The organism is Streptomyces sp. SN-593 (assembly GCF_016756395.1).
GTDB classification, from domain to species: domain Bacteria; phylum Actinomycetota; class Actinomycetes; order Streptomycetales; family Streptomycetaceae; genus Actinacidiphila; species Actinacidiphila reveromycinica.
This window is the reverse complement of sequence record NZ_AP018365.1, coordinates 1,364,172-1,386,779: the sequence shown is the minus strand read 5'-3', so window position 1 is coordinate 1,386,779 and position 22,608 is coordinate 1,364,172. Positions and strand designations below refer to the sequence as shown.

General features: G+C 74.8%; 20 protein-coding genes. 7 read left to right on the top strand and 13 right to left on the bottom strand.

The window, feature by feature from the left end; genetic code table 11:
• Nucleotides 1-59 precede the first annotated feature (59 nt).
• A complete protein-coding gene (locus tag RVR_RS05865) occupies nucleotides 60-755 on the bottom strand; it encodes an antibiotic biosynthesis monooxygenase family protein (protein ID WP_202232826.1) in 696 nt (231 codons plus the stop codon).
• A 52-nt stretch (nucleotides 756-807) separates the two neighbouring features.
• Entirely contained in the window at nucleotides 808-2,271 is a 1,464-nt protein-coding gene (locus tag RVR_RS05860; RefSeq protein WP_202232825.1) for an FAD-dependent monooxygenase, read from the bottom strand.
• A 174-nt stretch (nucleotides 2,272-2,445) separates the two neighbouring features.
• Between RVR_RS05860 and RVR_RS05855 the strand changes: the two genes are divergently transcribed.
• Nucleotides 2,446-2,907 (top strand): nuclear transport factor 2 family protein, encoded by a 462-nt coding sequence (locus tag RVR_RS05855; protein ID WP_202232824.1) that lies wholly within the window; start codon nucleotides 2,446-2,448, stop codon nucleotides 2,905-2,907.
• Nucleotides 2,908-3,049: 142 nt separating this feature from the next.
• On the opposite strand, the gene RVR_RS05850 is transcribed toward RVR_RS05855, so the two are convergent.
• The 10 genes from RVR_RS05850 to RVR_RS05805 all read right to left on the bottom strand — a co-directional run bounded on the left by RVR_RS05850 (nucleotide 3,050) and on the right by RVR_RS05805 (nucleotide 14,370).
• The gene (locus tag RVR_RS05850) at nucleotides 3,050-3,466 is read right to left on the bottom strand and encodes a pyridoxamine 5'-phosphate oxidase family protein (RefSeq protein ID WP_202232823.1); all 417 of its coding nucleotides are present in this window, start codon (nucleotides 3,464-3,466) and stop codon (nucleotides 3,050-3,052) included.
• A gap of 89 nt (nucleotides 3,467-3,555) precedes the next feature.
• Nucleotides 3,556-4,896: a ParB N-terminal domain-containing protein gene (locus RVR_RS05845; RefSeq protein ID WP_202232822.1), complete on the bottom strand. Its 1,341-nt coding sequence runs from the start codon at nucleotides 4,894-4,896 to the stop codon at nucleotides 3,556-3,558.
• A 52-nt stretch (nucleotides 4,897-4,948) separates the two neighbouring features.
• Nucleotides 4,949-6,286 carry a sulfate adenylyltransferase subunit 1 gene (locus tag RVR_RS05840; RefSeq protein WP_202232821.1) on the bottom strand — a complete coding sequence of 446 codons (1,338 nt, stop codon included), beginning with the start codon at nucleotides 6,284-6,286 and terminating at the stop codon, nucleotides 4,949-4,951.
• 2 nt (nucleotides 6,287-6,288) lie between these two features.
• Nucleotides 6,289-7,236 (bottom strand): sulfate adenylyltransferase subunit CysD, encoded by a 948-nt coding sequence (gene cysD / locus RVR_RS05835; protein ID WP_202232820.1) that lies wholly within the window; start codon nucleotides 7,234-7,236, stop codon nucleotides 6,289-6,291.
• Nucleotides 7,233-7,769 (bottom strand): adenylyl-sulfate kinase, encoded by a 537-nt coding sequence (gene cysC / locus RVR_RS05830; RefSeq protein WP_202232819.1) that lies wholly within the window; start codon nucleotides 7,767-7,769, stop codon nucleotides 7,233-7,235. The genes cysD and cysC overlap by 4 nt, the downstream gene beginning before the upstream one ends.
• Nucleotides 7,770-7,876: 107 nt before the next feature.
• Nucleotides 7,877-9,364: an FAD-dependent monooxygenase gene (locus RVR_RS05825; protein ID WP_202238415.1), complete on the bottom strand. Its 1,488-nt coding sequence runs from the start codon at nucleotides 9,362-9,364 to the stop codon at nucleotides 7,877-7,879.
• A gap of 2 nt (nucleotides 9,365-9,366) precedes the next feature.
• The gene (locus RVR_RS05820) at nucleotides 9,367-10,890 is read right to left on the bottom strand and encodes an FAD-dependent monooxygenase (protein ID WP_202232818.1); all 1,524 of its coding nucleotides are present in this window, start codon (nucleotides 10,888-10,890) and stop codon (nucleotides 9,367-9,369) included.
• Nucleotides 10,891-11,071: 181 nt separating this feature from the next.
• Nucleotides 11,072-12,634: an alpha/beta fold hydrolase gene (locus RVR_RS05815; protein ID WP_202232817.1), complete on the bottom strand. Its 1,563-nt coding sequence runs from the start codon at nucleotides 12,632-12,634 to the stop codon at nucleotides 11,072-11,074.
• Between the two features lie 438 nt (nucleotides 12,635-13,072).
• Nucleotides 13,073-13,777 carry a sulfotransferase family protein gene (locus RVR_RS05810; RefSeq protein ID WP_202232816.1) on the bottom strand — a complete coding sequence of 235 codons (705 nt, stop codon included), beginning with the start codon at nucleotides 13,775-13,777 and terminating at the stop codon, nucleotides 13,073-13,075.
• Between the two features lie 146 nt (nucleotides 13,778-13,923).
• A complete protein-coding gene (locus RVR_RS05805; protein WP_202232815.1) occupies nucleotides 13,924-14,370 on the bottom strand; it encodes a carboxymuconolactone decarboxylase family protein in 447 nt (148 codons plus the stop codon).
• Between the two features lie 495 nt (nucleotides 14,371-14,865).
• Between RVR_RS05805 and RVR_RS05800 the strand changes: the two genes are divergently transcribed.
• The 5 genes from RVR_RS05800 (at nucleotide 14,866) to RVR_RS05780 (ending at nucleotide 19,909) form a co-directional block, all read left to right on the top strand.
• Nucleotides 14,866-15,615, top strand: coding sequence for an SDR family oxidoreductase (locus RVR_RS05800; RefSeq protein WP_202232814.1), 750 nt, complete (start codon nucleotides 14,866-14,868; stop codon nucleotides 15,613-15,615).
• A 193-nt stretch (nucleotides 15,616-15,808) separates the two neighbouring features.
• Nucleotides 15,809-16,132 carry a non-heme iron oxygenase ferredoxin subunit gene (locus tag RVR_RS05795; protein WP_202232813.1) on the top strand — a complete coding sequence of 108 codons (324 nt, stop codon included), beginning with the start codon at nucleotides 15,809-15,811 and terminating at the stop codon, nucleotides 16,130-16,132.
• Nucleotides 16,129-16,908 (top strand): gamma-glutamyl-gamma-aminobutyrate hydrolase family protein, encoded by a 780-nt coding sequence (locus RVR_RS05790; RefSeq protein WP_202232812.1) that lies wholly within the window; start codon nucleotides 16,129-16,131, stop codon nucleotides 16,906-16,908. The genes RVR_RS05795 and RVR_RS05790 overlap by 4 nt, the downstream gene beginning before the upstream one ends.
• A 173-nt stretch (nucleotides 16,909-17,081) precedes the next feature.
• Nucleotides 17,082-18,860, top strand: coding sequence for an FAD-dependent monooxygenase (locus RVR_RS05785; RefSeq protein WP_202232811.1), 1,779 nt, complete (start codon nucleotides 17,082-17,084; stop codon nucleotides 18,858-18,860).
• A gap of 173 nt (nucleotides 18,861-19,033) precedes the next feature.
• Nucleotides 19,034-19,909, top strand: coding sequence for an NmrA/HSCARG family protein (locus tag RVR_RS05780; RefSeq protein ID WP_202232810.1), 876 nt, complete (start codon nucleotides 19,034-19,036; stop codon nucleotides 19,907-19,909).
• 216 nt (nucleotides 19,910-20,125) lie between these two features.
• On the opposite strand, the gene RVR_RS05775 is transcribed toward RVR_RS05780, so the two are convergent.
• The gene (locus RVR_RS05775; protein ID WP_202232809.1) at nucleotides 20,126-20,902 is read right to left on the bottom strand and encodes an alpha/beta fold hydrolase; all 777 of its coding nucleotides are present in this window, start codon (nucleotides 20,900-20,902) and stop codon (nucleotides 20,126-20,128) included.
• 204 nt (nucleotides 20,903-21,106) lie between these two features.
• On the opposite strand from RVR_RS05775, the gene hemG reads away from it, so the two are divergent.
• Nucleotides 21,107-22,579, top strand: coding sequence for a protoporphyrinogen oxidase (gene hemG / locus RVR_RS05770; protein ID WP_202232808.1), 1,473 nt, complete (start codon nucleotides 21,107-21,109; stop codon nucleotides 22,577-22,579).
• Nucleotides 22,580-22,608 lie beyond the last annotated feature (29 nt).

Genomic DNA, 22,608 nt, shown 5'->3' with positions numbered 1-22,608 from the left:
GCGGGGGCCCGGTCCGCCGGGTCCGGCCCGGACGGACCGGACCCGGCGGGGCGGTGCTGCTACTCGCCGGCCGCGCGCGTGTGCACCACGCGGTAGCCGTTCCAGTCGCTCCCGGTCTTCAGCGCCTCGACACGGGCCTCGGACTTCAGCCGCGCCTCGGACTTCTCCGACTCCGGCTGCGCGCGGTGGGCGTCGTACGCGTCCTTGCCGGCCCACTGCGAGTAGATGACGGCGAAGGGGCCGTCGAGGAAGCGGGCGCGCAGCCCCTTGAAGACGCTGTGCGACCGGTAGCCGGGCACGTCGGCGAGCCAGCCGCGGCCCTCGCCCAGCTCCGTGACCAGCTCGTCGCGGTCGCCCTCGGCGACCTTGAAGATCTCGATCACGGTGTAGTCGTCGCGTTGCGGCGAGATCTCGGTCGTGTCGCCCTGCGACGGGTGCCGGTGGGTGTACACGATCTGGCACTGCAACAGCCGGATCGAGGTGGTGATCTCCTGGAAGACCGGCATGGTGCGGTGCTGGAACTCCTCGCCCGCGTACCGCTTCTCCAGGTCCTCGCCGCTGCGCCACTGGATGAAGTTGGCGGTGCCGGGGCTCTCCTGCCCGGCGTGCACCGTGGAGGAGATCCAGCCCTCGTAGGCCGCGGCGTTGACGATCTTCCCCATCTCCTGGAGCAGCGTCTCCTGCTTGTCCGGCTGGTCGGTGGTGAACAGGTTCAGAACGGTCAGGTAGTCGTCGGCGGGGGAGATTCGAGGCATGGCGTGGTCACTTCCTGGGAGGAGTGGATGCGGACTGCGCGGTCGGCCGGCCTCAGCCGGCGGGGCCGAACCAGCGCTCCAGTGCTTCGGACAGGGTGTTTCCGCCCTGGTCGGGCGCGATCCAGGCGACGTAGCCGTCGGGCCGCAGCAGGATCGCGTCGACCTCGGGCAGGTTCTCGCCGTGTCCGACCCGTACGGTGTCGACGCGGTCGGCCCACGGCTTGGCGGCGTCCGGCAGGGCGCCGTCGCCGCCGAGGTCGAGCAGGACGCCCCGGCCGGCGTGCAGCAACGCGTGCACGCGGGTCGGCCGCCCGTCGGCGGTCAGCTCGCCGTCCTCCATCCGCCGGCCGAGCAGCGGATGCGCGCCCGGCCCCACGTCGTGCCGGATGTCGAGGCCGGTGACCATGCCGACGAGGCGGCGCTGCACCGGTTCGTACCGGGCCAGCTCGGCGAACACGTCGGTCAGCGGCGTGACCTCGTCGCCGCCGAGGTAGAGGGTGCGCTGGGCCAGGGTGTTGGTGAGGATGCGGGCACCGACCGGGTGCCGCTCCGCGTGGTAGGTGTCCAGCAGCGCGTCCGGGGCCTGCCCGGCCAGGACGAGTGCCAGCTTCCAGCCGAGGTTCACCGCGTCCTGGACGCCCGCGCTCATGCCCTGGGCGCCGATCGGCAGGTGGACGTGCGCGGCGTCGCCCGCCACGAACACCCGCCCGCTGCGGTAGGCGGCCGCCTGCCGGCTGACGTCGGTGGTCGAGCTGACCCACGACGGGGTGGCCGCGTGGATGTCCTCGCCCGACAGCTTCAGGAAGGCGGCGGCGACCTCGTCGAAGGTGATGGGCTCCGTGCCCGCGCGCAGCGGCTCGTCGCGGTCGTAGTAGATGATGCGGCAGCGGTCGGGGCCGAGCGGCAGCACCATGACCATGCCCCCGGGCACCCGCTCGCCGGAGAACCGGGGCCGCAGCCGGACGCCGGAGACGTCGGCGAAGCGCAGCTCGACCGTGGGCCCGGTGCCGGGGAAGTCGATGCCGGCGGCCCTGCGCACGGTGCTGCGGGCGCCGTCGCAGCCGATGACGTACCGGGCGCGCAGCGTGCCGCCGTCGACGCCGGACGCGCTGACCGTGACCCCGTCGCCGTCCTGGGCCACGCCGGTGACCTCGACCGACCGGAGGGTCCTGGCGCCCTTCTCGGCCGCCCAGCCGGCGAGCATCGCCTCGGTCCGCGACTGCGGGATGCCCCGCGCGCCGTAGGAACCGCCGCTGAGCACCCGGTAGTCCAGCGGGACGCCGCCGAAGTGCCCGACCGGGATCACGTCCACGTCGCCGAGCCGGGACAGCAGTCCGCGCTGCCCGAACTCCTCGATGGTGCGCGCGGAGAACCCGAGCGCGCGCGACTGCCGCATCGGTTCGGCGAGCCGGTCGAGAACGGTCACGGAAACTCCGTGCAGGCCGAGTTCGCCGGCGAGCATGAGTCCCGTGGGACCGGCGCCCACGATGATCACGTCCGCGTCATAATTGTCCATCGTCGCCCATCCGCCCTTTTCTGGTTGATGTCCCACGAGTATGGACAGCGCCGGAGCGGGCGGTAAAGGGAGTTCAGGACAGGTCTTCTGCACGCCAGTACAGAGTTTCTCCGTCAATGTCAGATCTTTGCAGGCGGGCTTGGTCGAGCGGGCGGCCCGGGGCGATTCTTGGGCATGACCTCCACTCACGTAGAGAAAACCGCGCCGGAGACGGATGACGCCGCCACGGTGAGCGGTCTGCTGAACCGGTACCTGCTGGCACTCGACAGCGGGGGACTGGACGACGCATGGGCGCGCGGCCTGTTCACCGCGGACGCCGTCGTCTCCTTTCCGATGGCCACCTACGAGGGAATCGTGGGACTCGCGGAATGGCACCGCCACTCGCTGGAGAAATTCGCCCGCACCCAGCACCTGAATTCACCGGCGGTGGTGGAGTGCGCGGGCGACGAGGCGGAGTTCGGCGCCAACCTCGTCTCCACGCACGTCCACCGCCCCGGCGACGAGCACGCCGCGCTCTTCGTCACCGGCACGTCGGTGGCCGGACGGGCGCGCCGCACCCCGGCCGGCTGGAAGCTCACCCGCCTGTCGTTCGACCTGGTCTGGCGGCAGGGCAGCCCCGTCCCGCCCGCCGGGTGACCGGACGACGGGGACCGGGCCCCGACCGTCGCGAGGCGGCGGCCGGGGCCCGGCGGTGGGGGCAGCAGTGGGGGCGGCGGTGAGGGCGGCGGTGGAAGCGGCGGTGGGCGCCCGGGGCGGTTGGTGCCGGGTGCTCCGGGGCTCAGCAGTTCAGGCTCGACACCCGGTCCACCGCGATCTCGACGACCACCCGCCCCGGCGGGCTGGGCGGGGCCGACCAGTAGCGCTCGGCGTAGCGGCGGGCCCCCTCGGCGATGCGCTCCGGGGCGTCGAGGACCCGGGCGGTCCCCTCCAGGGTGACCCAGCGGAAGCCGTCCACCTGGCACAGCCCGACCCGGGCGCCGGGCGTGGCGAGCACGTTCCTGACCTTGCGGGTGGTGCGCACCGTCAGGACGCGGACCAGCCGCGCCCGCGGGTCCCAGGTGAACCGCACCGGTGCCAGGTGGGGGGAGCCGTCCGGTCGCAGCGTGGTCAGCACGGCCGTGTGCGGCCGGGTGAGGAACGCGTCGAGCGCGGACGGGACCGCCGTCGCACCGCTGTGCTGCGGGGGGAGCGTCATCGTGTGGGATTCCCCTTTCGGTTGGCGGCGCCCTGGGCCCCGCCGTCGTCGTCGGAGCGCTCGGGCCGGCGTCGCGGCCGGCACGCCCCTCACACCGCTTCCTGCCGGCTCCTGAGCCGCTCGGCGAACTGGCCCCACTCCTTGCTGATGCTCTCGGCGATCGGCGCGATCACCCCGAGCCAGTGGGCCGGCACCGCGCCGATCAGCTCCTGCCAGCGGTCCGGGTCCGACGCGTGCAGGGCCATCCACTGGAGGAACTCCTTGCCCCCCTCGGTGTAGCGGACGCAGGGGTCGTTGGCCACCTTGGCCGACACCGCCGCCCAGGCCAGCGGCATGTCCGGGTGGCTGCGGCAGCGCGCCTGGGCGCCGTCCGTACCGGGTGCCCCGTCCGGGTCGGGCACGGCGTGCACGCCGGGTGCGGCCCCGCCGGTGCGAGCGGCGTCCGCCGCGCCGTCCCCCTCCCCGGTCCCGTCGCCCGCCCCGGCGCCGTCCGCACCCGGGTGCGGGCCCGCCGGACCGCCGGCCGGCCGGCTCCCGGACGGTCCCCGGCCCCCGTCGCGCTCCGGGCTGATCCCGCGCCGCAGCCGGGTCCTGACGTCGTGGACCGTGCCCACGGACACGTCGGTCTCCCGGGCGACCTCCCGGAGTGTGGCGTCCGGGTGGGCCTGGAGGTAGGCCGCGGCGCGCCGCCGGCCCTCCCCGGACACCACCGAGCGCAGCCGTCCGTCCGCCCCGAGGCGCTTGCCGTCGGCGGCCGCCTCGCCGGCCGTCCGCCCGCGCAGGGCCGCGACGGTCTTCCCGCTCAGCCCGCTGATGCCGGCGATGGCGCGGTCGGACCAGTCGGGGTGCGCGGTCAGGACGCGTTCGGCGCCGGCGAGCCGGTCCGCCCGCGACAGGGGCAGGCCGTGCGCGCTGTTCGCCCGCATGGCCAGGACCAGCGCCTCGGCGTCCGAGCACTCGACGAAGCGCGCGGCGATGTCCCGGTCGCCGCGGAGCTTGGCGGCCTCCAGCCGGTGCAGGCCGTCGATGACGCCCCAGCCGTTCCTGCGCACCAGGATGGGCGGCAGCGGCGCGTGGCCCGAGACGTCGGCGAGCAGTTGGACGTGCGCGGTGTCCACCCCGCCCCGGCGGAGCCGCAGTTCGGGCGACAGCGCCCGCACCGGCAGCCGCTGCGCCGGGAGGCGCTCGACGGCCCGCAGGTCGAGGTCGCCCGTATCGGCGCTCCGCGGTCCGTCGGCGCGCGCCGCGGCCGTCCGCGGTCCGTCGGCCCGCGGTCTGTCGGCCCGCGCCGCGGCCCCCCGTGGGCCGGCCGGGGCCAGCCCCACGACGTTCCCGCGGCGCCCGGCGCCGACCGGCGGTCCACCGTGACCCGCCCCCGTCGGCGCGCGGCCGTCCGCGATCACCGTAGCCCGCCCGCCGTTGTCAGCCATCCGCCGTGGCTCCTTCCTGTCGCCGTCCCCGACGAGCGTCGCAGCGGGATCTCTAGCCGCGGTCGAGAGTCGGTTGACGGGTGTCCACCCCCGTCGGACCGGTCATGCAGGCGGTCAGGGTGGCGCCGTCGTGGGGGTCGAGCAGGATGAACGAGCCGGTGCGCCGCGACGCGCCGTAGGAGTCGAGCGGCAGGGGCTCGGCGGTGCGGATGCTGACCCGGCCGATGTCGTTGGCCACCAGCCGGCCGGGCGCCGGGTGCGCGGACAGGTCGTCCAGGGTGAGCCGGGAGGGGATGTCCCGCACGACCGCCTTGACGGTGCGGGTGCCGTGCTTGAGCAGGACCCGCTGTCCGACGGTGAGCGGCCGGTCGGCCACGTGGCAGACCGTCGCCGTCACGTCCTGGCTGGTGGCGGGCGCGTGGGCGGTCGGGGCGATCAGGTCGCCGCGGGAGACGTCGAGGCCGTCGGCGAGCAGCAGCGTCACCGACTGCGGCGCCCACGCGGCCGGTACGGGCTCGCCGAGCAGGTCGATCCCGTTGATCCGCGAGGTGCGGCCGGAGGGCAGCACGGTGACCTCGTCGCCGACGCGGAAGGAGCCGGAGGCGATCTGGCCGGCGTAGCCGCGGTAGTCGGGGTGCTCGGCGGTCCGCGGCCGGATGACGTACTGCACCGGCAGCCGGGCCGGGCCGGGCACCGGGTCGTGGCAGACGGCCACCGTCTCCAGGTGCTCCAGGACGGTGGGCCCGTGGTACCAGTGCATGTGCGCCGAGGGCTCCACCACGTTGTCCCCGACCAGCGCGGAGATCGGGATGGCGGTCACCCGCGGGACGCCGAGCCGCCGCGCGTAGGCGCCGAACTCCTCGGCGATGGCGGTGAAGACCGGCTCCTCGTAGCCGGTCAGGTCCATCTTGTTGACGGCGAGGACCACGTGCGGGACGCGCAGCAGGGCGGCGATCGCGGCGTGCCGGCGGGTCTGCTCCAGGACGCCGTTGCGGGCGTCGACGAGGACGACGGCGAGTTCGGCGGTGGAGGCGCCGGTGACCATGTTGCGGGTGTACTGCACGTGGCCGGGGGTGTCGGCGAGGATGAAGCGGCGGCGGGCGGTGGCGAAGTAGCGGTAGGCGACGTCGATGGTGATGCCCTGTTCGCGTTCGGCGCGCAGGCCGTCGGTGAGCAGGGCGAGGTCGGGTGCCTGCTGGCCGCGGACCTGGGAGGCGCGTTCCACGGCTTCGAGCTGGTCGGTGAGCACGGACTTGGAGTCGTGCAGCAGGCGTCCGACGAGGGTGGACTTGCCGTCGTCGACCGAGCCGGCGGTCGCGAACCGCAGCAGCGTGGTGGCGGGGCCGCCCGCCGGGGACGGCGGCGCGGCGGGATCGGTGGCTGTGGTCATGGCTAGAAGTACCCCTCGCGTTTGCGGTCCTCCATCGCGGCCTCGGACATCTTGTCGTCGGCGCGGGTGGCACCGCGCTCGGTGAGGCGGGAGACGGCGATCTCGGCGACGACCTTGTCGGGGGTGTCGGCGTCGGAGTCGACCGCGCCGGTGCAGGACATGTCGCCGACGGTGCGGTAGCGCACCCGCCGCTTCTGCACGGTCTCGCCCTCCGCGGGGCCGCCCCAGCCCCCCGCGGTCAGCCACATGCCGTTGCGCAGGAACACCTCGCGCTCATGGGAGTAGTAGATCTCGGGCAGTTCCACGGACTCCCGCCGGATGTACTGCCACACGTCCAGCTCGGTCCAGTTGGACAGCGGGAAGACCCGCACGTGCTCGCCGGGGGCGTGCCGGCCGTTGTAGAGGTTCCACAGCTCGGGGCGCTGGCGGCGCGGGTCCCACTGGGAGAACTCGTCGCGCAGCGAGAAGACCCGCTCCTTGGCGCGGGCCTTCTCCTCGTCGCGCCGGCCGCCGCCGAAGACCGCGTCGAAGCGCAGCTCGCGGATGGTGTCGGTGAGCGGCACGGTCTGCAACGGGTTGCGGAGGCCGTCCGGGCGCTCCTTGAGCACCCCGCGGTCGATGTAGTCCTGCACGAGGGCCACGTGCATCCGCAGCCCGTGCCGTGCCACGGCCCGGTCGCGGTGGTCGAGGACCTCGGGGAAGTTGTGGCCGGTGTCCACGTGCAGCAGCGCGAAGGGCACCGCCGCGGGCGTGAACGCCTTCAGCGCCAGGTGCAGCATCACGATCGAGTCCTTGCCACCGGAGAAGAGGATCACCGGCCGCTCGAACTCGCCCGCGACCTCGCGGAAGATGTGCACCGCCTCCGACTCCAGCGCGTCCAGGTGCGTGAGCGCGAACTCCCGGCCCGCGTCCTGTCCGTTGCCCGGTACCCCGGTGCGGGGCGGGTTCATGCGAGTCCCCTTTCGGTCAGCAGGGCCAGCGCCGACGCCACGGACTCCGGCACGGTCCGGTGCTGGGACGCGATGCGCAGATCGGGCGCGGCGGGCTCCTCGTACGGGTCGTCCACACCGGTCAGGCCCGTGATCTCGCCGGCGGCCTGGCGGGCGTAGAGCCCCTTGACGTCGCGCCGCGCGCAGACGTCCACCGGCGCGGCGACGTGGATCTCGACGTACGGGGTGCCGGTGTCCGCGTGCCGCTCGCGGACCGCCGCCCGGCTGTCGGCGTACGGCGCGATCACCGGCACCAGGGCCAGGACGCCGTTGCGGGCCAGCAGTTCGGCGACGAAGCCGATCCGCCGGACGTTGGTGTCCCGGTCCGCCCGGGTGAAGCCGAGGCCGCTGGAGAGGAACGCGCGGATCTCGTCGCCGTCGAGCACCTCGACGCGGCGGTCCCCGCCGCGCAGCCGCTCGGCCAGCGCGTACGCGAGGGTGGTCTTGCCGGCGCTCGGCAGACCCGTGAACCAGACGGTCGCTCCGCGTGTCACGTGTGCCTCCTGGGGGGTTGGTGGTCGCCGTGACGGACGGCCGGTGCCCGCCGGACGGGCGGGGGCGGGCCGGGCCCCGGCGGCGCGACGCCACCGGGGCGGGCCGCTCAGCCCAGCCGGGTGGTGGTGCGGGTGGCGCCGAACCAGCGGGTGAGGGCGTCGGTGAGGTCGTGCGCGGTGCCGGGCGAGGTCCAGGCGACGTACCCGTCGGGGCGCACGAGGACGGCGTCAGGGGCGGCGTCGAGGGCGGGACGGAGGGGCCGGTGCCAGGCGCCGGTGACGACGTCGACGCGGTCGGTCCAGCCCTCGGCCGCGGTGGCGGCCTTGGCGTCGTCGGTGACGAGGAGCAGGCCGCGGGCCGTGTGCAGCAGGTCGGCGACGCGGACGCGGGTGCCGTCGGGGCGGTCGATCTCCTGGTCGGGGGGCATGCGCGTGCCGAGCAGGGGGTGGTCGCCGGGGCCGACGTCGTAGCGGATGCCCAGCCCGCTCAGGACGCCGGCCATGTGGGCGGCCGCGCCCTCCTGGGCCACCAGTTCGCCCAGCACCTCGCGCACCGGCTGCATCTCCTGCCCGGTGAGCCGCAGTTCGATCGCGGCCCGGGCGTTGCGCGCCAACTGCGCCCCGATGGGGTGGCGTTCGGCGTGGTAGGTGTCGAGCAGCTCCTCGGGCGCGTGGCCGGCGACGACCGCCGCCAGCTTCCAGCCGAGGTTCACCGCGTCCTGCACGCCGACGCTCAACCCCTGTGCCATGGCCGGGGGTTGGACGTGCGTGGCGTCGCCGGCCAGGAACACCCGGCCGCGCCGGTACTCGGCGGCCACCCGGGAGGCGTCGGTGAAGCAACTGATCCAGCGGCACTCCCCGTGGTGGATGGACTCGCCGGTCAACCGCTGCCAGGCGTCCGCCAGATCGGTGAAGGTGAGCGCGTCCCGGTCCTTCGGCGGTGTGCCCCGTTCGTAGACGACGACCCGGGTGACGCCGCTCTCCAGGTCCATGGCCATGATCATGCTGCCGTCCGGCAGGTTCTCGCCGATGCGCCGGCGCCGGGTCTCGATCCCGGTGACGTCGGCGGTGAAGAAGCCGCGGGTGGGCTCGGGGCCGGGGAAGCCGACGCCGAGCAGCCGGCGTACGGTGCTGCGGCCCCCGTCGCAGCCGACCAGGTAGGCGGCGGTGTCCTCGCCGGGGCCGTCCGGTCCCTCGAAGGCCACGGTCACGCCGTCCGGCGTCTCGCGCAGCCCGGTCACCTCGTGGCCGCGCAGGATCGGCACCCCGAGCCGGGTCACCCACTCCTGAAGCATCCGCTCGGTGCGGTACTGCGGGACGCCCCTGGCGCCGTAGTGGTTCTCCTCCAGCAGGCCCAGGTCGATCGGCACGCCGCCGAAGTGGGCGTCGGCGGGCTCGGTCGCGCCGAGTTCACCGAGCAGCCCCCGCTGGTCGAAGCTCTCGACCGCCCGCCGGGTCAGGCTGGCGCCGCGCGACTCCCGGGCCGGAGACGACAGCCGCTCGTGGACGACCACGTCGGCGCCGCCCAGGCGCAGTTCGCCGGCCGCCATCAGCCCGACCGGGCCGGCGCCGACGACGATCACGTCCCGTGCCATCGTCACGCCCCCGTCCGGTCGTCGCCGGCCGCGGAACGGACCGCGGCCGCCGCCGGTGTGGTGGTGCGGGGGGCGCCGAACCAGCGGGTGAGGGCGTCGGTGAGGTCGTGCGCGGCGCCGGGCGAGGTCCAGGCGACGTACCCGTCGGGGCGCACGAGGACGGCGTCGAGGGCGGGGAGGGCCGGTTCGTGCCAGGCGCCGGTGACGACGTCGACGCGGTCGGTCCAGCCCTCGGCGGCGGTGGCGGCCTTGCCGTGGCCGGTGACCAGGAGCAGGCCGTGGGCCGTGTGCAGCAGGTCGGCGACGCGGACGCGGCTGCCGTCCTCCCGCACGATCTCGTCGTCGGGGGGCATGCGCGTGCCGAGCAGGGGGTGGTCGCCGGGGCCGACGTCGTAGCGGATGCCCAGTCCGCTCACGATGCCGGCCAGGTGTCCCGCGGCGTCCTTGCCCGCCACCAGCTCGCCCAGCACCGCGCGGACGGGGTCCATGGTGTCGTCGCCCAGGTACAGCCTCGACGCCGCCTGGGCGTTGCGCACCAACTCCCGGCCGACACGGTGGCGTTCGGCATGGTAGGTGTCGAGCAGCTCCTCCGGGGCCCGGCCGGCGAGCACCGCCGCCAGCTTCCAGCCGAGGTTCGCGGCGTCCTGGAGGCCGGCGCTCAGCCCCCAGGCGGCCAGTGGCGGTATCGCGTGCGCCGCGTCGCCGGCCAGCAGGACCCGGCCCTGCCGGTAGCGGTCGGCGAGCGCGGCCTCGTTGCCGCAGGCCCACAGCCACAGCGGCCGGGCGTCGTGCAGCGACTCGCCGGTCAGCCGCTGCCACGCGTCGGCGACCTCGGCGAAGGTCAGGGATCCGGGGTCCGGGTCGGGCGGCAGGCTCCGGTCGTGGATCACCACGCGGTAGCGGCCGTCGCCGAGCGGGGTGCACACCACCATGTCGCCGCCGGGCAGCCGCTCGCCGATCGGCCGCGGCCGCAGGGTGACGTCGGTGATCTCGGCGGTGTACATGCCCCGCGTGGAGTCCCGGCCGGTCACGGGCACGCCGGCCGCCGCGCGGACGGCACTGCGCGGCCCGTCGCAGCCGACCAGGTAGGCGGCGGTGTCCTCGCCGGGGCCGTCCGGTCCCTCGAAGGCCACGGTCACGCCGTCCGGCGTCTCGCGCAGCCCGGTCACCTCGTGGCCGCGCCGCACCGGGACCCCGCGTTCGGTCAACCAGTTCTCCAGCATTTCCTCGGTCCGGGCCTGGGAGAGTCCCAGTACCCCGCTGTGGTTCTCGTCCAGCATGCCGAGATCGAATCGGACACCGCCGAAGTGCCCCATCGGGCCCCAGCGGAACGGGTCCAGCCGGGAAAGCAGTCCGCGCTGTTCCAAGGTTTCCGCGGCGCGCCGGTTGAATCCGAGGGCGCGGGATTCACCGGACCGGGCGGAGTTTTTCTCGTAGACGATGACATCCACTCCGCCGAGATGGAGTTCGCCGGCCAATAACAGGCCGACCGGCCCGGCCCCGACAATTATCACGCCAGTTTCCATAAAGCCCTCCCACGGGGGCGGCTGGGAAATCGTCGAGCTCAACGTACACAGTGCACCGTTCGGGTGCAATGGCGTGATCAGGGCGCGGAGAAAAGGCCGTTCGGCGGGTGCCCGGAAAAGCGTTCAACCGCGGAATCTCCGCGGTTGAAGGCCAAGCGTGTTCTTTTGCGGTGCGCCGCGGTCAGCTCGCGGCAGGGGGAACGGGCGCCGGATTGGCCGCGCAGGAGGCGTCGACGCCCCGGGCGGACGCCGGGCGGGTGCCGTCGGCGAAGAAGGCGCTGACGTAGGAGTTCATGCAGGCGTTGGCGTTGCGGGACATGGACGTCTCGTGCTCGAACCCGCCGCGCTCCACCACCAGTCGGGAGTCGGGGAACTCGGCGTGCATCCGCAGCGCGCCCGAGAGCGGGGAGTTGCCGACGCCGTCGCCCTGGAGCAGCAGCACGTCGACGTTCCGGTCACCGATCTTCTGCGGTGTGCCGGCCGCCACCGGCCAGAAGGCGCAGGGCGCGGCGTACCAGGCGTCGGACCAGGTCATGACGTGGTCGCCCGCCGCGTACTGCGCCGCGTAGTCCTTCTCCCAGGTCTTCCAGTCACGCGGCCAGGGCGTGTCGACGCACTGCACCGCGTTGTACATCGCCTGCTTGTTCTGGGTCGGCGTCCCCGGGACGCCGAAGCCGGCCTGGAGTTCGGACGGGTCCCCCCGCAGCACCCAGTCCGACAGCGCCGCCGCGTCGGTGGTCCACGACGAGCGCCGGTAGAGGCTGACGAGGAAGAAGTCCGAGTACTCCGACGGGCCGATCTGCCCGCCGATCGGCGCCTTCCGCACCGCGGCCATGCCCTTGTAGTAGTTCGCCTCGACCGCGGCCTTGGTGGTGCCCAGGTGGTAGGTCGCGTCATTGGAGGCGATCCAGGAGAAGTAGGTGCCCGCGCTCTTCTCGAACGAGGCGCTCTGCTCCAGGTCGGTGTCGTACCAGGTGCCGTCCGGCGCCACCACGGTGTCCAGCACCATCCGCCGCACCCGGGAGGGGAACATCGAGGCGTAGACCGAGCCCAGGTAGGTGCCGTAGTCGTAGCCGAAGTAGCTGATCTGCCGCTGGCCGAGCGCCTGCCGGATGGAGTCCATGTCCCGGGCGGCGTCCTTGGTGCCGAGGTAGGGGAGCACGTCGCCGTACGCCTTGCCGCAGCTCTGGGCGAACTCACGGGCCCGGGCGACCCAGGCGCTCTCCTGCGCGGCGGTGCGCGGCACGTAGTCCGGGCGGGCCTGGCCCGGCCAGAGGTAGGACGGGTCGCAGGTGACCATCGGCTCGCTGGCCCCGGTGCCGCGCGGGTCGAAGCCGATCCAGTCGTACTGGGCGCCGACCGCCGTCGGCAGCCCGGAGGTGCCGGTGGCGAACCGCGTGGGCAGGTCCCGTCCGAACTGGCCGGGCCACTGGCCCCGGTTGAGCAGGACGACGCCCTGGTACTGGTCGGCGGGCGCGGTGTGCTCCGCCCGGGTCAGCGCCAGGGTGATCTTCCGGCCGTTCGGCCGGCTGTAGTCGAGCGGCACCTGGAGGGAGCCGCACTCCAGCCCCTTGAGCAGGGTCCCGACCAGCGGGTCGCTGTCCGGACAGGGCGACCAGCTGATGGCCGCCGTCTTCGGTGTGGTCGTGGCGGTCGTGGCGGTGGCCTGCGCCGGTGCGGCCGCGGCCACACCCGCGAGGGCGGCTGCCGCCGCCACCGCCGCGACGAGTCTTCTTCTCTGCACGGATTCCCCCATCGTGTCGCGCGGCCCGCCGGCGTGCCCGGCGAACGGGCAGGTCGGGGGCCGGTTTCGTGGGCATGTCGACGTGCCCGCTGCACGGGTCGCGTCGAAGGATCTGCGGAAGAGTACCGAGATCGCGGTGGCCGGAAGAACCGCCGTCGTTGAGCACGCTCGCGGTTGAGCACGGGCGCCGCGGGGCAGGGAATCCGCCGGGTACGGCCCGGTTGCCGGTCGTCGGTTGCCGGTTGTCCTGCGGCCGGTCGCCGTCGTACGGACCAGCGCGGTACGGCTACGGGGGGCCGGCCACCGCCGTACGGTCCGCCCCCGTACGCACGAAGCGGCGCCGGCCGGGTCGGGAGGCGGGTCGGTCCCGCGCCCCGGCCCGGCCGGCGCCGCCGTTGCGTGCGTACGTGTCCTCCGGCGCCGCGCGCCGGACAGGCCCTAGCTCGGCCCCGAGCCCGGGGCCGCGGGGCCGTCGACGCCCTCGGGGGCGATCGGGCCGCCCGCGCGGCCCATCTGCTGCATCCGCTCGCGCATGGACGCGGTGGTGTTGACGTGGGGGAAGCCGTCCGCCGGCACCTCGACACCGAGGAACTCGCACAGCGGTTCCCAGCCCTGCTTCACGTCGTAGACGAGCAGCTTGTCCGGGGCGACCGAGTCGATGATCTCCTGGTTGCGCCGGTGGTAGACCTCGATCGCGTGGCTCTTGTCGGAGAACCGCCCGTCGAACAGCCCGTCCCACGTCATGACGGTCGTCATGCGCAGCACCCGGGCCTGCCGTGAGCCCTCCGGCGGCGGGTTGTCCCGTCCCCTCAGGACGAACTGGTACAGCGTGTTGTACGTGCTCTCGTACCAGCCCTCGGCGTCGCGCACCGTGAGCACGACCTTGGCCTCGGGGAACGCCTCGGTGATCGGGCGGAAGTAGAAGGAGGGCGGGCCGTCCACGGCGGAGGTGTAGCCGTCGAACACCGCGTCCCAGTCGGGGCTGTCGCCGTCGCAGACGATGCCCTCCCACTGCTGGAGACGCTTCTCGTCGCCCACGATGTCGAACATGTGGTAGCAGGGTCCCAGTCCGAGCCGCTCCAGCGCCACCTGGAGCGAGGTCGTCCCGGTCCGGCCTAAGCCGGCGTTGATGAGCTTCAGCATCGCGATGTGTTCCCTCCATCGGTACGGTCGGCCGGCAGCATGCTTTCCCGCGCCTCCGGGCGAGTCAACAGCCCTGCGGACGAGATCTGGCCGGGCGGGGCGGGGCGGGCCGAGACGGGGCGGGCCGAGACGGGGCCGGCCGGGCGTCAGCGCCAGTCGGCCGGCACCTGCCGGGTGGACACGTTGACCCGGTTCCAGAGGTTGACCAGGCTGATGTGGAGGACCAGCGCGGCGAGTTCCTGCTCCTTGAAGTGCCGCTCGGCGTCCTCCCAGACCGCGTCGGGCACCGGGTCCTCCTGGCCGCTGATCTCGGTGGTGCTCTCGGCCAGTGCCAGCGCGGCGCGCTCGGCGTCCGAGAAGCAGGACGCCGCGCGCCAGTCGGCCACCTGGGGCAGGCGGTCGTCGGCCTCCACGGCCTTCCCCAGGTCGGCCGGGAGCGTGTAGAGGCGGCCGTTGATCTGGCTGACCCGCAGCCGGACCAGGTCGAGCGTCCGCTGCGGCACGCCGGTCCCGCCGATGACCTTGGACAGGTCGAGCAGCGGCTGGAGGGCGTCCGGCACGACGAGCGAGGGGTTGTTCATCCGGGGTGGCATCGGGTCATCTCCTGGGAGTCGGGGCCGTTCCCCGCCACGCGGCGCGCTCCCGCGGGCGGCACGGCGGGGAGGCGGGGGCGGAGCCGGGCGCGAGGGGGTGCTCTGCGGTGAATGCCGCGCCCCAGGCTGCCGCCCGGGGCGCCGCTCCGGCAAGTGAACGCCGCGGCGGCGGTGAGCGGCCGGCGGGTCCCGTGCGTGCGGGTCCCGTGCGTGCGGGCACCGCACGGGGGCGGCGGCCACCGCCCCGACGGGGTCGCGCCGACCGGACGGCACCGCGCCACCCGGTCTGCTCGACCGCGGAGTTGCGCGGTTGAACGTGCCCGCCGTCGACAACCGCGGCCCCGGTGCGCACAGTCTGGGGGACCCCTCCGACGGGAGGAAGGGGGCCCCGCACGCGCGGTCGAGGAGACCGGGCGCACCGGGGCACCGGACGGGCCGAGGGGCTCGGCCCGCCGGGGATCGGACCGCCAGAGACCGGAGAGGGGACACGCCGCGATGACCGGGAAGGTGACCGCCAAGGTGACCGGCAAGGTCGCGCTCGTCACGGGCGCCAACAAGGGGATCGGCTACGAGACGGCACGCCAACTGGGGGAGCGGGGCGCCCTCGTGCTCGTCGGCGCCCGGGACGAGGTGCGGGGCGAGCGGGCGGCCGACGCGCTGGCGGCGCTGGGAGTCAGCGCGGTGCCGCTGCGCCTGGACGTGACGGACCCGGTGAGCGTGGCCGAGGCGGCCGCCGGGATCGAGCGGCACCACGGCCGCCTGGACATCCTGGTCAACAACGCCGGCGTCGCCGGCGGCTTCACCGGCGCCCCCAGCCAGGCGACGGCCGACGACCTGCGCGCGGTCTACGAGACCAACGTCTTCGGCGTGGTCACCGTGACCAACGCGATGCTGCCGCTGCTGCGCCGCTCCCCGGCGGGCCGCGTCGTCAACATGTCCAGCCACATCGGATCGCTGACCCTGCACGCCGACCCGGACTCCCCGGTCGCGTCGGTCAACATGATCGCCTACCAGTCCTCGAAGACCGCGCTCAACGCCCTCACGCTGGCGTACGCGAAGGAACTGCGGGATACGCCGGTCAAGGTCAACGCGGCCCACCCCGGCGTGGTGGCCACCGACATCAACCACCACCGCGGCGGGCGGACCCCCGCGCAGGGCGCCGTGATCGCCGTCCGCCTGGCCCTGCTGGACGCCGACGGGCCGACGGGCGCGTCGCTGTCGGAGGACGGCCCGGTGCCGTGGTGAGGGCCCGCGCCGCATGCGCGGGGGCGCGGCGCGGGGGTGCCCCGCGTGCCGCTACAGCGGTCCTCGTGCCCTCCTCGGCCGGTCCTCCAGGACCGGCGACCAGGGTGGCGGGCGGCCGGTCCCCCGCCCGCGGGACCCCGGGGCGGCGGGAGCCGAGCGGCCGCCGATTCGACGAAGGAGGAGAGCCGGACCGATGAGCTTCGTGAAGGTCTGCCCGGAAGAGAAGGTCCCGGCCGACGGCGCGATCGCGGTCGAGGTCGAGGGCACCCCGATCGTGCTGGCCCGCAGCGGCGGCACGGTCTACGCGGTCGGCGAGCTGTGCTCGCACGCCGAGGTGTCCCTCGCCGAGGGCGAGGTGTACGACGGCACCATCGAGTGCTGGCTGCACGGGTCGTGCTTCGACCTGCGCACCGGCGCCCCCTCCAACCCGCCCGCGACCCGCCCGATCACCACCTACCGGGTGAAGGTCGAGGACGGCTACGTCCACGTCGCACCCGACGCCGGGGCCCCGGCGTGAGGGCCGCGGCGAAACAGCCGCCGGCCGGATCGCGGGCGGCGGAGCGGCGGGAGCGGCGCCCGGTCGTCGGGATCTGCGCGCGGACGGCGCCGGTCACCCTCCAGGGCGCGGCGATGACGGTGAGCCTGGCACTCCAGTCGCACGTGGACTTCCTCGCGGCCGCGGGCTGCGTACCGGTGGTCCTGCCGCCGGGGCACGGCGCCGAGGACCTCGTCGGCACGCTCGACGGCCTGCTGGTGCCCGGCGGGCCGGACGTCGACCCGGCGCTGTACGGCCAGGACGCGCACCGCGCGACCCGGGCCTTCCGCCCGGACCTGGACCGTGCCGAACTCGCGCTGATCGGCGCCGCGCTGGAGGCGGAACTGCCGCTGCTCGCCGTCTGCCGCGGCATGCAGCTCCTGAACGTCCGGTGCGGCGGCACCCTGCACCAGCACCTGCCCGACACCACGGGCGGCGACGCCCACCGCCCGGCCACGGCGGACTTCACCTTCGGCCGGCACGCCCTGGAGCTCCGGCCGGGCAGCCGCGTCGCGGAGGTGCTGGGCGACGGCGCCGCCGAGTCGTTCTGCCACCATCACCAGGCCGCCGACCGGATCGGCACCGGACTGGCCGCCACCGCGTGGGCCCCGGACGGGACCGTCGAGGCGGTCGAGGCGGAGGGCCGCCCCTTCGCGGTGGGCGTGCAGTGGGAGGTGGGCCAGACCGAGGACGACCGCTTCCACCGGGCGCTCGCCGAGGCGGCCCGCCGCCGCGCGGGCCTGTCCACCCGTCCTTGACCGCGGCTACAGACACCGTCGCCAGGCTACGAGAGCGGCGCGTCCGAAGAGCACCGCTGAGCACCACCCCAGTCCGCGTCAGTGCCAGGACGCGGCGGGCCGACCGGCGACCGGCGGCCCGGCCCGTGCGGCAGCCCCGTGATCGTGAGGCTGCACCTCCAGGAAGGACCACAATGGCAGCAGTCGAGGTACCGGTTCTGATCGTGGGCGGCGGCGGATGCGGCCTGGCCGCCTCCAACTTCCTGTCCGACCACGGCGTGGCCCACCTGCTGGTGGAACGGCACGCGGACACCGCCCACGTGCCGAAGGCGCACTACCTCAACCAGCGCACCATGGAGATCTTCCGGCAGCACGGACTCGACGCGCCGATGGTCGAACAGGGCGCGCCCCTGGAGCTGTTCGGCGGCCTGCGCTGGCTCACCTCGCTCACCGGCGGCGGGGAGATGGACGCGCGGCTGATCCACGAGATGGACGCCTTCGGCGGCGGCGTGCTGCGCGAGAGGTACGCGGCGGCCGGCCCCGTCCTGCCGGTCAAGCTGCCGCAGGTCAGGCTGGAGCCGATCCTGCGCCGCACCGCGCAGGAGCGCAATCCCGGACGCGTGCTGTTCGGCCACGAGATGACCGGCTTCGAGGACCGGGGCGACCGGGTCGTCGCCGAGATCCGCGAGGTGGCCACGGGGGAGACCACCACCGTCACCGCGCAGTACCTCATCGGGGCCGACGGCGGCCGCACGGTCGGCAGCGCGCTCGGCATCGAGATGCAGGGCCTGCACGGCCTCCTCGACGTCACCACCGCCTACTTCGCCGCCGACCTGTCGCCCTGGTGGCAGGAGGGCACCCTCCTCACCCACTTCCTCAACGCCTACGACCCGGACCTGTGCAGCAACCTCATCGAGATGGGCCCGAGCTGGGGCAAGGCGTGCGAGGAGTGGGTGCTGCACTTCCCGCCGATGCCGGACGGCCGCCTCGACGAGGAGGCGGTCACCGCCCGCATCCGGGAGCTGCTGGGGGTGCCCGACCTGGAACTGACGCTCCACCACGTGACGAACTGGACGGTGGAGGCACTGGTCGCCGAGCACTACCGCAAGGGCCGGGTGCTGCTGGCCGGCGACTCCGCGCACCGGCAGCCGCCGACCGTCGGGCTGGGCCTCAACTCCGGTATCCAGGACGCCCACAACCTCGCCTGGAAGCTGGCCGCGGTGCTGTCCGGCCGGGCCGGCGACAGCCTCCTCGACACCTATGAGGCGGAGCGGCGGCCGGTGTGCCGGCACAACGTCGACTGGGCGGTGTCCGCGGCCTCCCACCACCAGACGGTGCTGGAGACCGTCGGCCTCGGCCCGCACGCCCCCGCCCAGCGCCGGGAGCGGATGTTCGCCAGGTTCTTCGAGCAGTCCCCGATCGGCGAGGTGGTCCGGGCGCGGACCGCGGAGATCCTCGACACCCACCGGGCCGGCGGGCAGGCCCACGACCTGGAGGTCGGTTTCGCCTACGAGCAGGGCGCGGTCGTCCCCGACGGCAGCGCGCCGCCGCCGCGCACCCCGATGCGCGACGTCTACCACCCGACCACCCGGCCGGGCCACCGGCTGCCGCACGCCTGGCTGGAGCACGAGGGCCGGCGCGTGTCGACCCACGACCTGGCCGGCCCCGCCCGCGGCTTCGTCCTGTTCACCGGCGCGGAGGGGACCGCGTGGTGCGAGGCGGCCGCACAGGCGGCGGAGAAGCTCGGCGTGCCGGTCACCGCGGTCCGGATCGGTACCGGCGCGCAGTACGCCGACGTCGACGGCGGGTGGGCGGCCGTCAGGGAGACCGCCGCGGACGGCGCGGTCCTGGTGCGCCCCGACAACCACGTCGCCTGGCGCGCCGCGACCGCGGCGGAGGACCCGGCGGCCGTACTGGCCGACGCGCTCTCCCGCGTCCTCGCCGGCACCGGCGCGGACCGGGCCACGGCCTAGGCACGCGCCCGAAGCGCCCGAAGCGCCCGAAGCGCCCGACGCAACGCGGCATCACGGCATCACGGCACCACGGCACCACGGCAGTTCGGAAGCAGGGCGGTACCGCGGTTCCCGGGTGCCGCCGGGCACCCACATCTACCAGGCGGTTGAGGCAGCCGAGACGGAGGCAGACGGTGACGGTGGACGGGACGGTCCTGGTACTGGGCGGAACCGGCAAGCAGGGCGGCGCCACGGCCCGCGAACTGCTGCGCCGGGGGCGGTCGGTGCGCGCGCTGGTGCGCGCGCCCGAGTCCCCGGCGGCCCGGGCGCTCGCCGCGGCGGGCGCGGCCCTGGTGCCCGGCGACTTCGAGGACGAGGCGTCGCTGCGCGCGGCGATGGCGGGGGTGCGGGGCGTGTTCAGCGTCCAGACCTTCCGCACGCCGGGCGGGTCGGCGGCCGAGGAGCGGCACGGCAAGGCGGTGGCGGACGCCGCCGCGGCGGAGGGTGTCGCCCACTTCGTGTACAGCTCGGTGGGCGGCGCCGAACGCTCCAGCGGCATCCCGCACTTCGAGAGCAAGTGGAACATCGAGCAGCACATCCAGAAGCTCGGCCTGCCGGCGACCGTGCTGCGGCCGACCATGTTCCACGACGTGCTGCGCGACATCGGGCCGCGTCCCGCGGACGGCGGGCTCGTGCTGGGCCTGTGGCTGCGCCCCGAGGTCGCGGTGCAGGTCATCGCGACCAGCGACATCGGCGCCTTCGCGGCGGACGCCTTCGACGACCCGGACACGTGGCTGGGCCGGCAGGTCGAGATCGCCGGCGACGAGCTGACGGGGCCGCAGATGGCCGCGGCGTTCGAGCGCGTCTCCGGCATCCCGACCCGGTACGCGCAGCAGTCCTTCGGGCCGCTGCGGGCGGCCCGCGCGGACCTGGCCCTGATGTTCGACTGGCTGGACCGGGAGGGGTACCGCGCGGACCTGCCCGCGCTGCGGCGCGTCAGGCCGGACCTGGTCGGCCTGGAGACCTGGCTGCGGGCGAACTGGACCCCGCCGGCCGGCGCCGGGCACTGACCGGGGGCGGCGCGGCAGCGCCGGGGGCCCGCCACCGCGGCAGCGGTGGCGGGCCCCCCGCGCGCCGCGGGTGGGCGGGAGCGGCTGCCCTCTCCCCGCGCCCGGCGGGTTCGGAGGCGCGGCGCGTTGCCGCGCCCGGGAAGGGCGCGGCGGGCACGGCACGGCACGGCCCGCGGACCAGGTCCGCGGGCCGTGCCCGCCGCCGCCCACGGCCGGTCAGCCCAGGGCGAACCCGGCGAGGACCCGGCCGAGGACGTCGGTCTGCACCCGGTGCCACGAGCCGGGCAGCCCCATGCCCCACCCGTTCGGCAGGGCGCGCGCGGTCGCGCGGGCCGCGTCGCGCAGCCAGTCGCCGGTGTTCTCGCTGTACACGACCAGGGCCGGCACCCGCAGCCGCGCGAGCCGCTCGGTCGGCACGTCGAAGTCGCCCAGGATGGTGGTGTCGTAGACGAGGGTGTGGGCGTTCTCCTCGTTCGTCGCCCACAGCGGGCCGCGCCGCCACTCCACGAGGACCTCGGGGGTCAGGCCGAGCAGTTCGGAGAGCCAGTACTCCGCGGTCTCGCCGCGGCGGCCGTCTTCCAGCAGCCCGCGCAGGACCTCCATGCAGTCGGCCGGGGGCTTCGGATGGCCGCCGGTGCGGAAGTACGGTTCGTGCAGCGCGAGCCGGGTGATCGGCACGCCGGCCATGGCCGCTTCGAGTGCCAGGTTGGCCCCGGTGGACCCGGCGAACACGACCGCCTCGCCGCCGGCCTCCTCGATCAGCGCGGCGAGGTCCTCGATCTCCCGCTCGACGGCGTACGCGGGAGCGTCCCCGCTCTCGCCGCGCCCCCGCCGGTCGTAGACGTAGGTGGTGCAGTGCGGCGCCAGTTCGGGAACGAGGGAGTCGAAGATCGTGTGGTCGCGGAACGCGCCGTTCATCAGGATGATCGGCGGGCCCTCGCCCGCGCTCCGGTAGGCGATCGTCGTGCCGTCCCGCGATACGACCTTCCGCATGGCGCTCTCCTCACGCTGGGCTGGTGGTGGTCGGTACCGCCAATGTCCGGCACCCCGGTGGACGGCCGGTCGAGTGCGGATCGCACCCCCGCGGGTCCGCAGCACCCCGGCGGGGCCGGCGCGCGGGTCCACCCGGACTCGACCGGAACTGCCGGCCCCCCTTCCCACACTGGGGCCACACCCATCCATGAGGGAGCCGGCGGAATGGCGGACAACGGAATGGCTCAGACGCGCGGAGTTCCGCACGTGGTCGTCGTCGGGGGCGGAGTCGCGGGGTTGGCGGCGGCGTTCTTCCTGCGGAACGAACCGGTAAGGGTGACGGTCCTGGAGGGATCGTCGCGGATCGGCGGGCAGCTCGCCGTCTCGGAACTGGCGGGCACCGTCATCGACGAGGGCGCGGAGTCGACGTACGCCCGGCGCCCCAAGACCGCCCGTCTGCTCAGGGAGGCCGGGCTCGACGACCGGGTCGTCTCGGCGGGCACCAAGGCGATGGGGATCCGGACCGGGGACGCCGTCCGCCCGCTGCCGGACCGCCAGTTCATGGGCGTGCCCTGCGACATGGACGAGCTGGCCGCGTCCGGCATCCTGTCCGAGGCCGCGGTGGAGCGGGCGCGCGAGGACGCCGTGCTGCCCATGGCCGCGCCGCAGGGCGACGTCTCCGTGGCGGAGTTCGTGGGGGGACGCTTCGGCCGCGAGGTCGTGGACCGGCTGGTCGACCCGTTCCTGGCCGACGCCTACTTCGGCCGCGCCGAAGAGCTGTCGCTGGCGGCGACGTTGTCCCCGCTGGTCGGCGCCGCCCGCCGGCACCCCTCCCTGGCGCAGGCGGCCGGCGCGCTGATCCCGCCGCTGCCTGAGGACGGGGTGCGGCCGCCGACGGGCATCTCCACCCTGGTCGGCGGGCTCGGCAGGCTGCCGCGGGTGCTCGCCGACGCCCTGCTGGCGCAGTCGCCGGGATCGGTGGTGCGGACCGGCGCCGCGGTGCGCACCCTCGCCCGCGGCGCGCAGGGCTGGCGGCTGGGCGTGGACGGCGCCGCCGGCCCCGGGACCGTCGACGCGGACGCCGTCGTCCTGGCCGCGCCGGCCGGAGCGACCGGCCGGCTGCTCGCCGGGCTCCCCGGGACCGCGGACGCCACCGCGGCGCTCGCCGCCGTCCCGCACGCCGGCTCGGTGATCATCACCCTCGCCTACCCGCGGGACGCGCTCGCCGCGATGCGCGCCCGGGGCCACAGCGGCTACCGGGTGCCCGCGGTGGACGGGCGGCCGATGAAGGTGGTCACTTTCTCCACCGTCAAGTGGCCGCACATGGCCGGGGAGGTGGAGATCGTGCGCTGCCAGGCCGGGGGGAGCGGCGACGGCGACGTGCTGGGGCGCGACGACGCCGATCTCGTCGCGCTCGCGGCGGCCGAGGTCGCCGGCGCGGCCGGGGTGGCGGGCGCCCCGGTGGCGTCGCGCGTGACCCGCTGGGCCGACGCGGTGCCCCAGTACACGGTCGGCCACCTCGACCGGGTGGAGCGCATCCGCGCGTCGGTGGCGGCGCAGCCCTCCCTCGCGGTGTGCGGCGCCCTGTACGACGGCGTGGGCATCGGCCAGTGCGTGGTCAGCGCGCTCAAGGCCGTCGACCAGGTGCTGGACTCGCTGCGCGAGGCCGTGCCGGCCGCCGTGCCCGCCCAGGACTGAGCGCCGTCCCCGACCGCATCCCCGTTCCG

Excerpts from the sequence above, each read along its gene's own strand:
- RVR_RS05845 (WP_202232822.1), bottom strand. The coding sequence starts at position 4,896 with ATGGCTGACAACGGCGGGCGGGCTACGGTGATCGCGGACGGCCGCGCG.
- RVR_RS05810 (WP_202232816.1), bottom strand. The coding sequence starts at position 13,777 with ATGCTGAAGCTCATCAACGCCGGCTTAGGCCGGACCGGGACGACCTCG.
- cysD (WP_202232820.1), bottom strand. The coding sequence starts at position 7,236 with ATGAACCCGCCCCGCACCGGGGTACCGGGCAACGGACAGGACGCGGGC.
- RVR_RS05850 (WP_202232823.1), bottom strand. The coding sequence starts at position 3,466 with ATGACGCTCCCCCCGCAGCACAGCGGTGCGACGGCGGTCCCGTCCGCG.
- hemG (WP_202232808.1), top strand. The coding sequence starts at position 21,107 with ATGGCGGACAACGGAATGGCTCAGACGCGCGGAGTTCCGCACGTGGTC.
- RVR_RS05795 (WP_202232813.1), top strand. The coding sequence starts at position 15,809 with ATGAGCTTCGTGAAGGTCTGCCCGGAAGAGAAGGTCCCGGCCGACGGC.
- RVR_RS05855 (WP_202232824.1), top strand. The coding sequence starts at position 2,446 with ATGACCTCCACTCACGTAGAGAAAACCGCGCCGGAGACGGATGACGCC.
- RVR_RS05825 (WP_202238415.1), bottom strand. The coding sequence starts at position 9,364 with ATGGCACGGGACGTGATCGTCGTCGGCGCCGGCCCGGTCGGGCTGATG.
- RVR_RS05860 (WP_202232825.1), bottom strand. The coding sequence starts at position 2,271 with ATGGACAATTATGACGCGGACGTGATCATCGTGGGCGCCGGTCCCACG.
- RVR_RS05820 (WP_202232818.1), bottom strand. The coding sequence starts at position 10,890 with ATGGAAACTGGCGTGATAATTGTCGGGGCCGGGCCGGTCGGCCTGTTA.
- RVR_RS05865 (WP_202232826.1), bottom strand. The coding sequence starts at position 755 with ATGCCTCGAATCTCCCCCGCCGACGACTACCTGACCGTTCTGAACCTG.
- RVR_RS05775 (WP_202232809.1), bottom strand. The coding sequence starts at position 20,902 with ATGCGGAAGGTCGTATCGCGGGACGGCACGACGATCGCCTACCGGAGC.
- RVR_RS05840 (WP_202232821.1), bottom strand. The coding sequence starts at position 6,286 with ATGACCACAGCCACCGATCCCGCCGCGCCGCCGTCCCCGGCGGGCGGC.
- RVR_RS05785 (WP_202232811.1), top strand. The coding sequence starts at position 17,082 with ATGGCAGCAGTCGAGGTACCGGTTCTGATCGTGGGCGGCGGCGGATGC.
- RVR_RS05800 (WP_202232814.1), top strand. The coding sequence starts at position 14,866 with ATGACCGGGAAGGTGACCGCCAAGGTGACCGGCAAGGTCGCGCTCGTC.
- RVR_RS05805 (WP_202232815.1), bottom strand. The coding sequence starts at position 14,370 with ATGCCACCCCGGATGAACAACCCCTCGCTCGTCGTGCCGGACGCCCTC.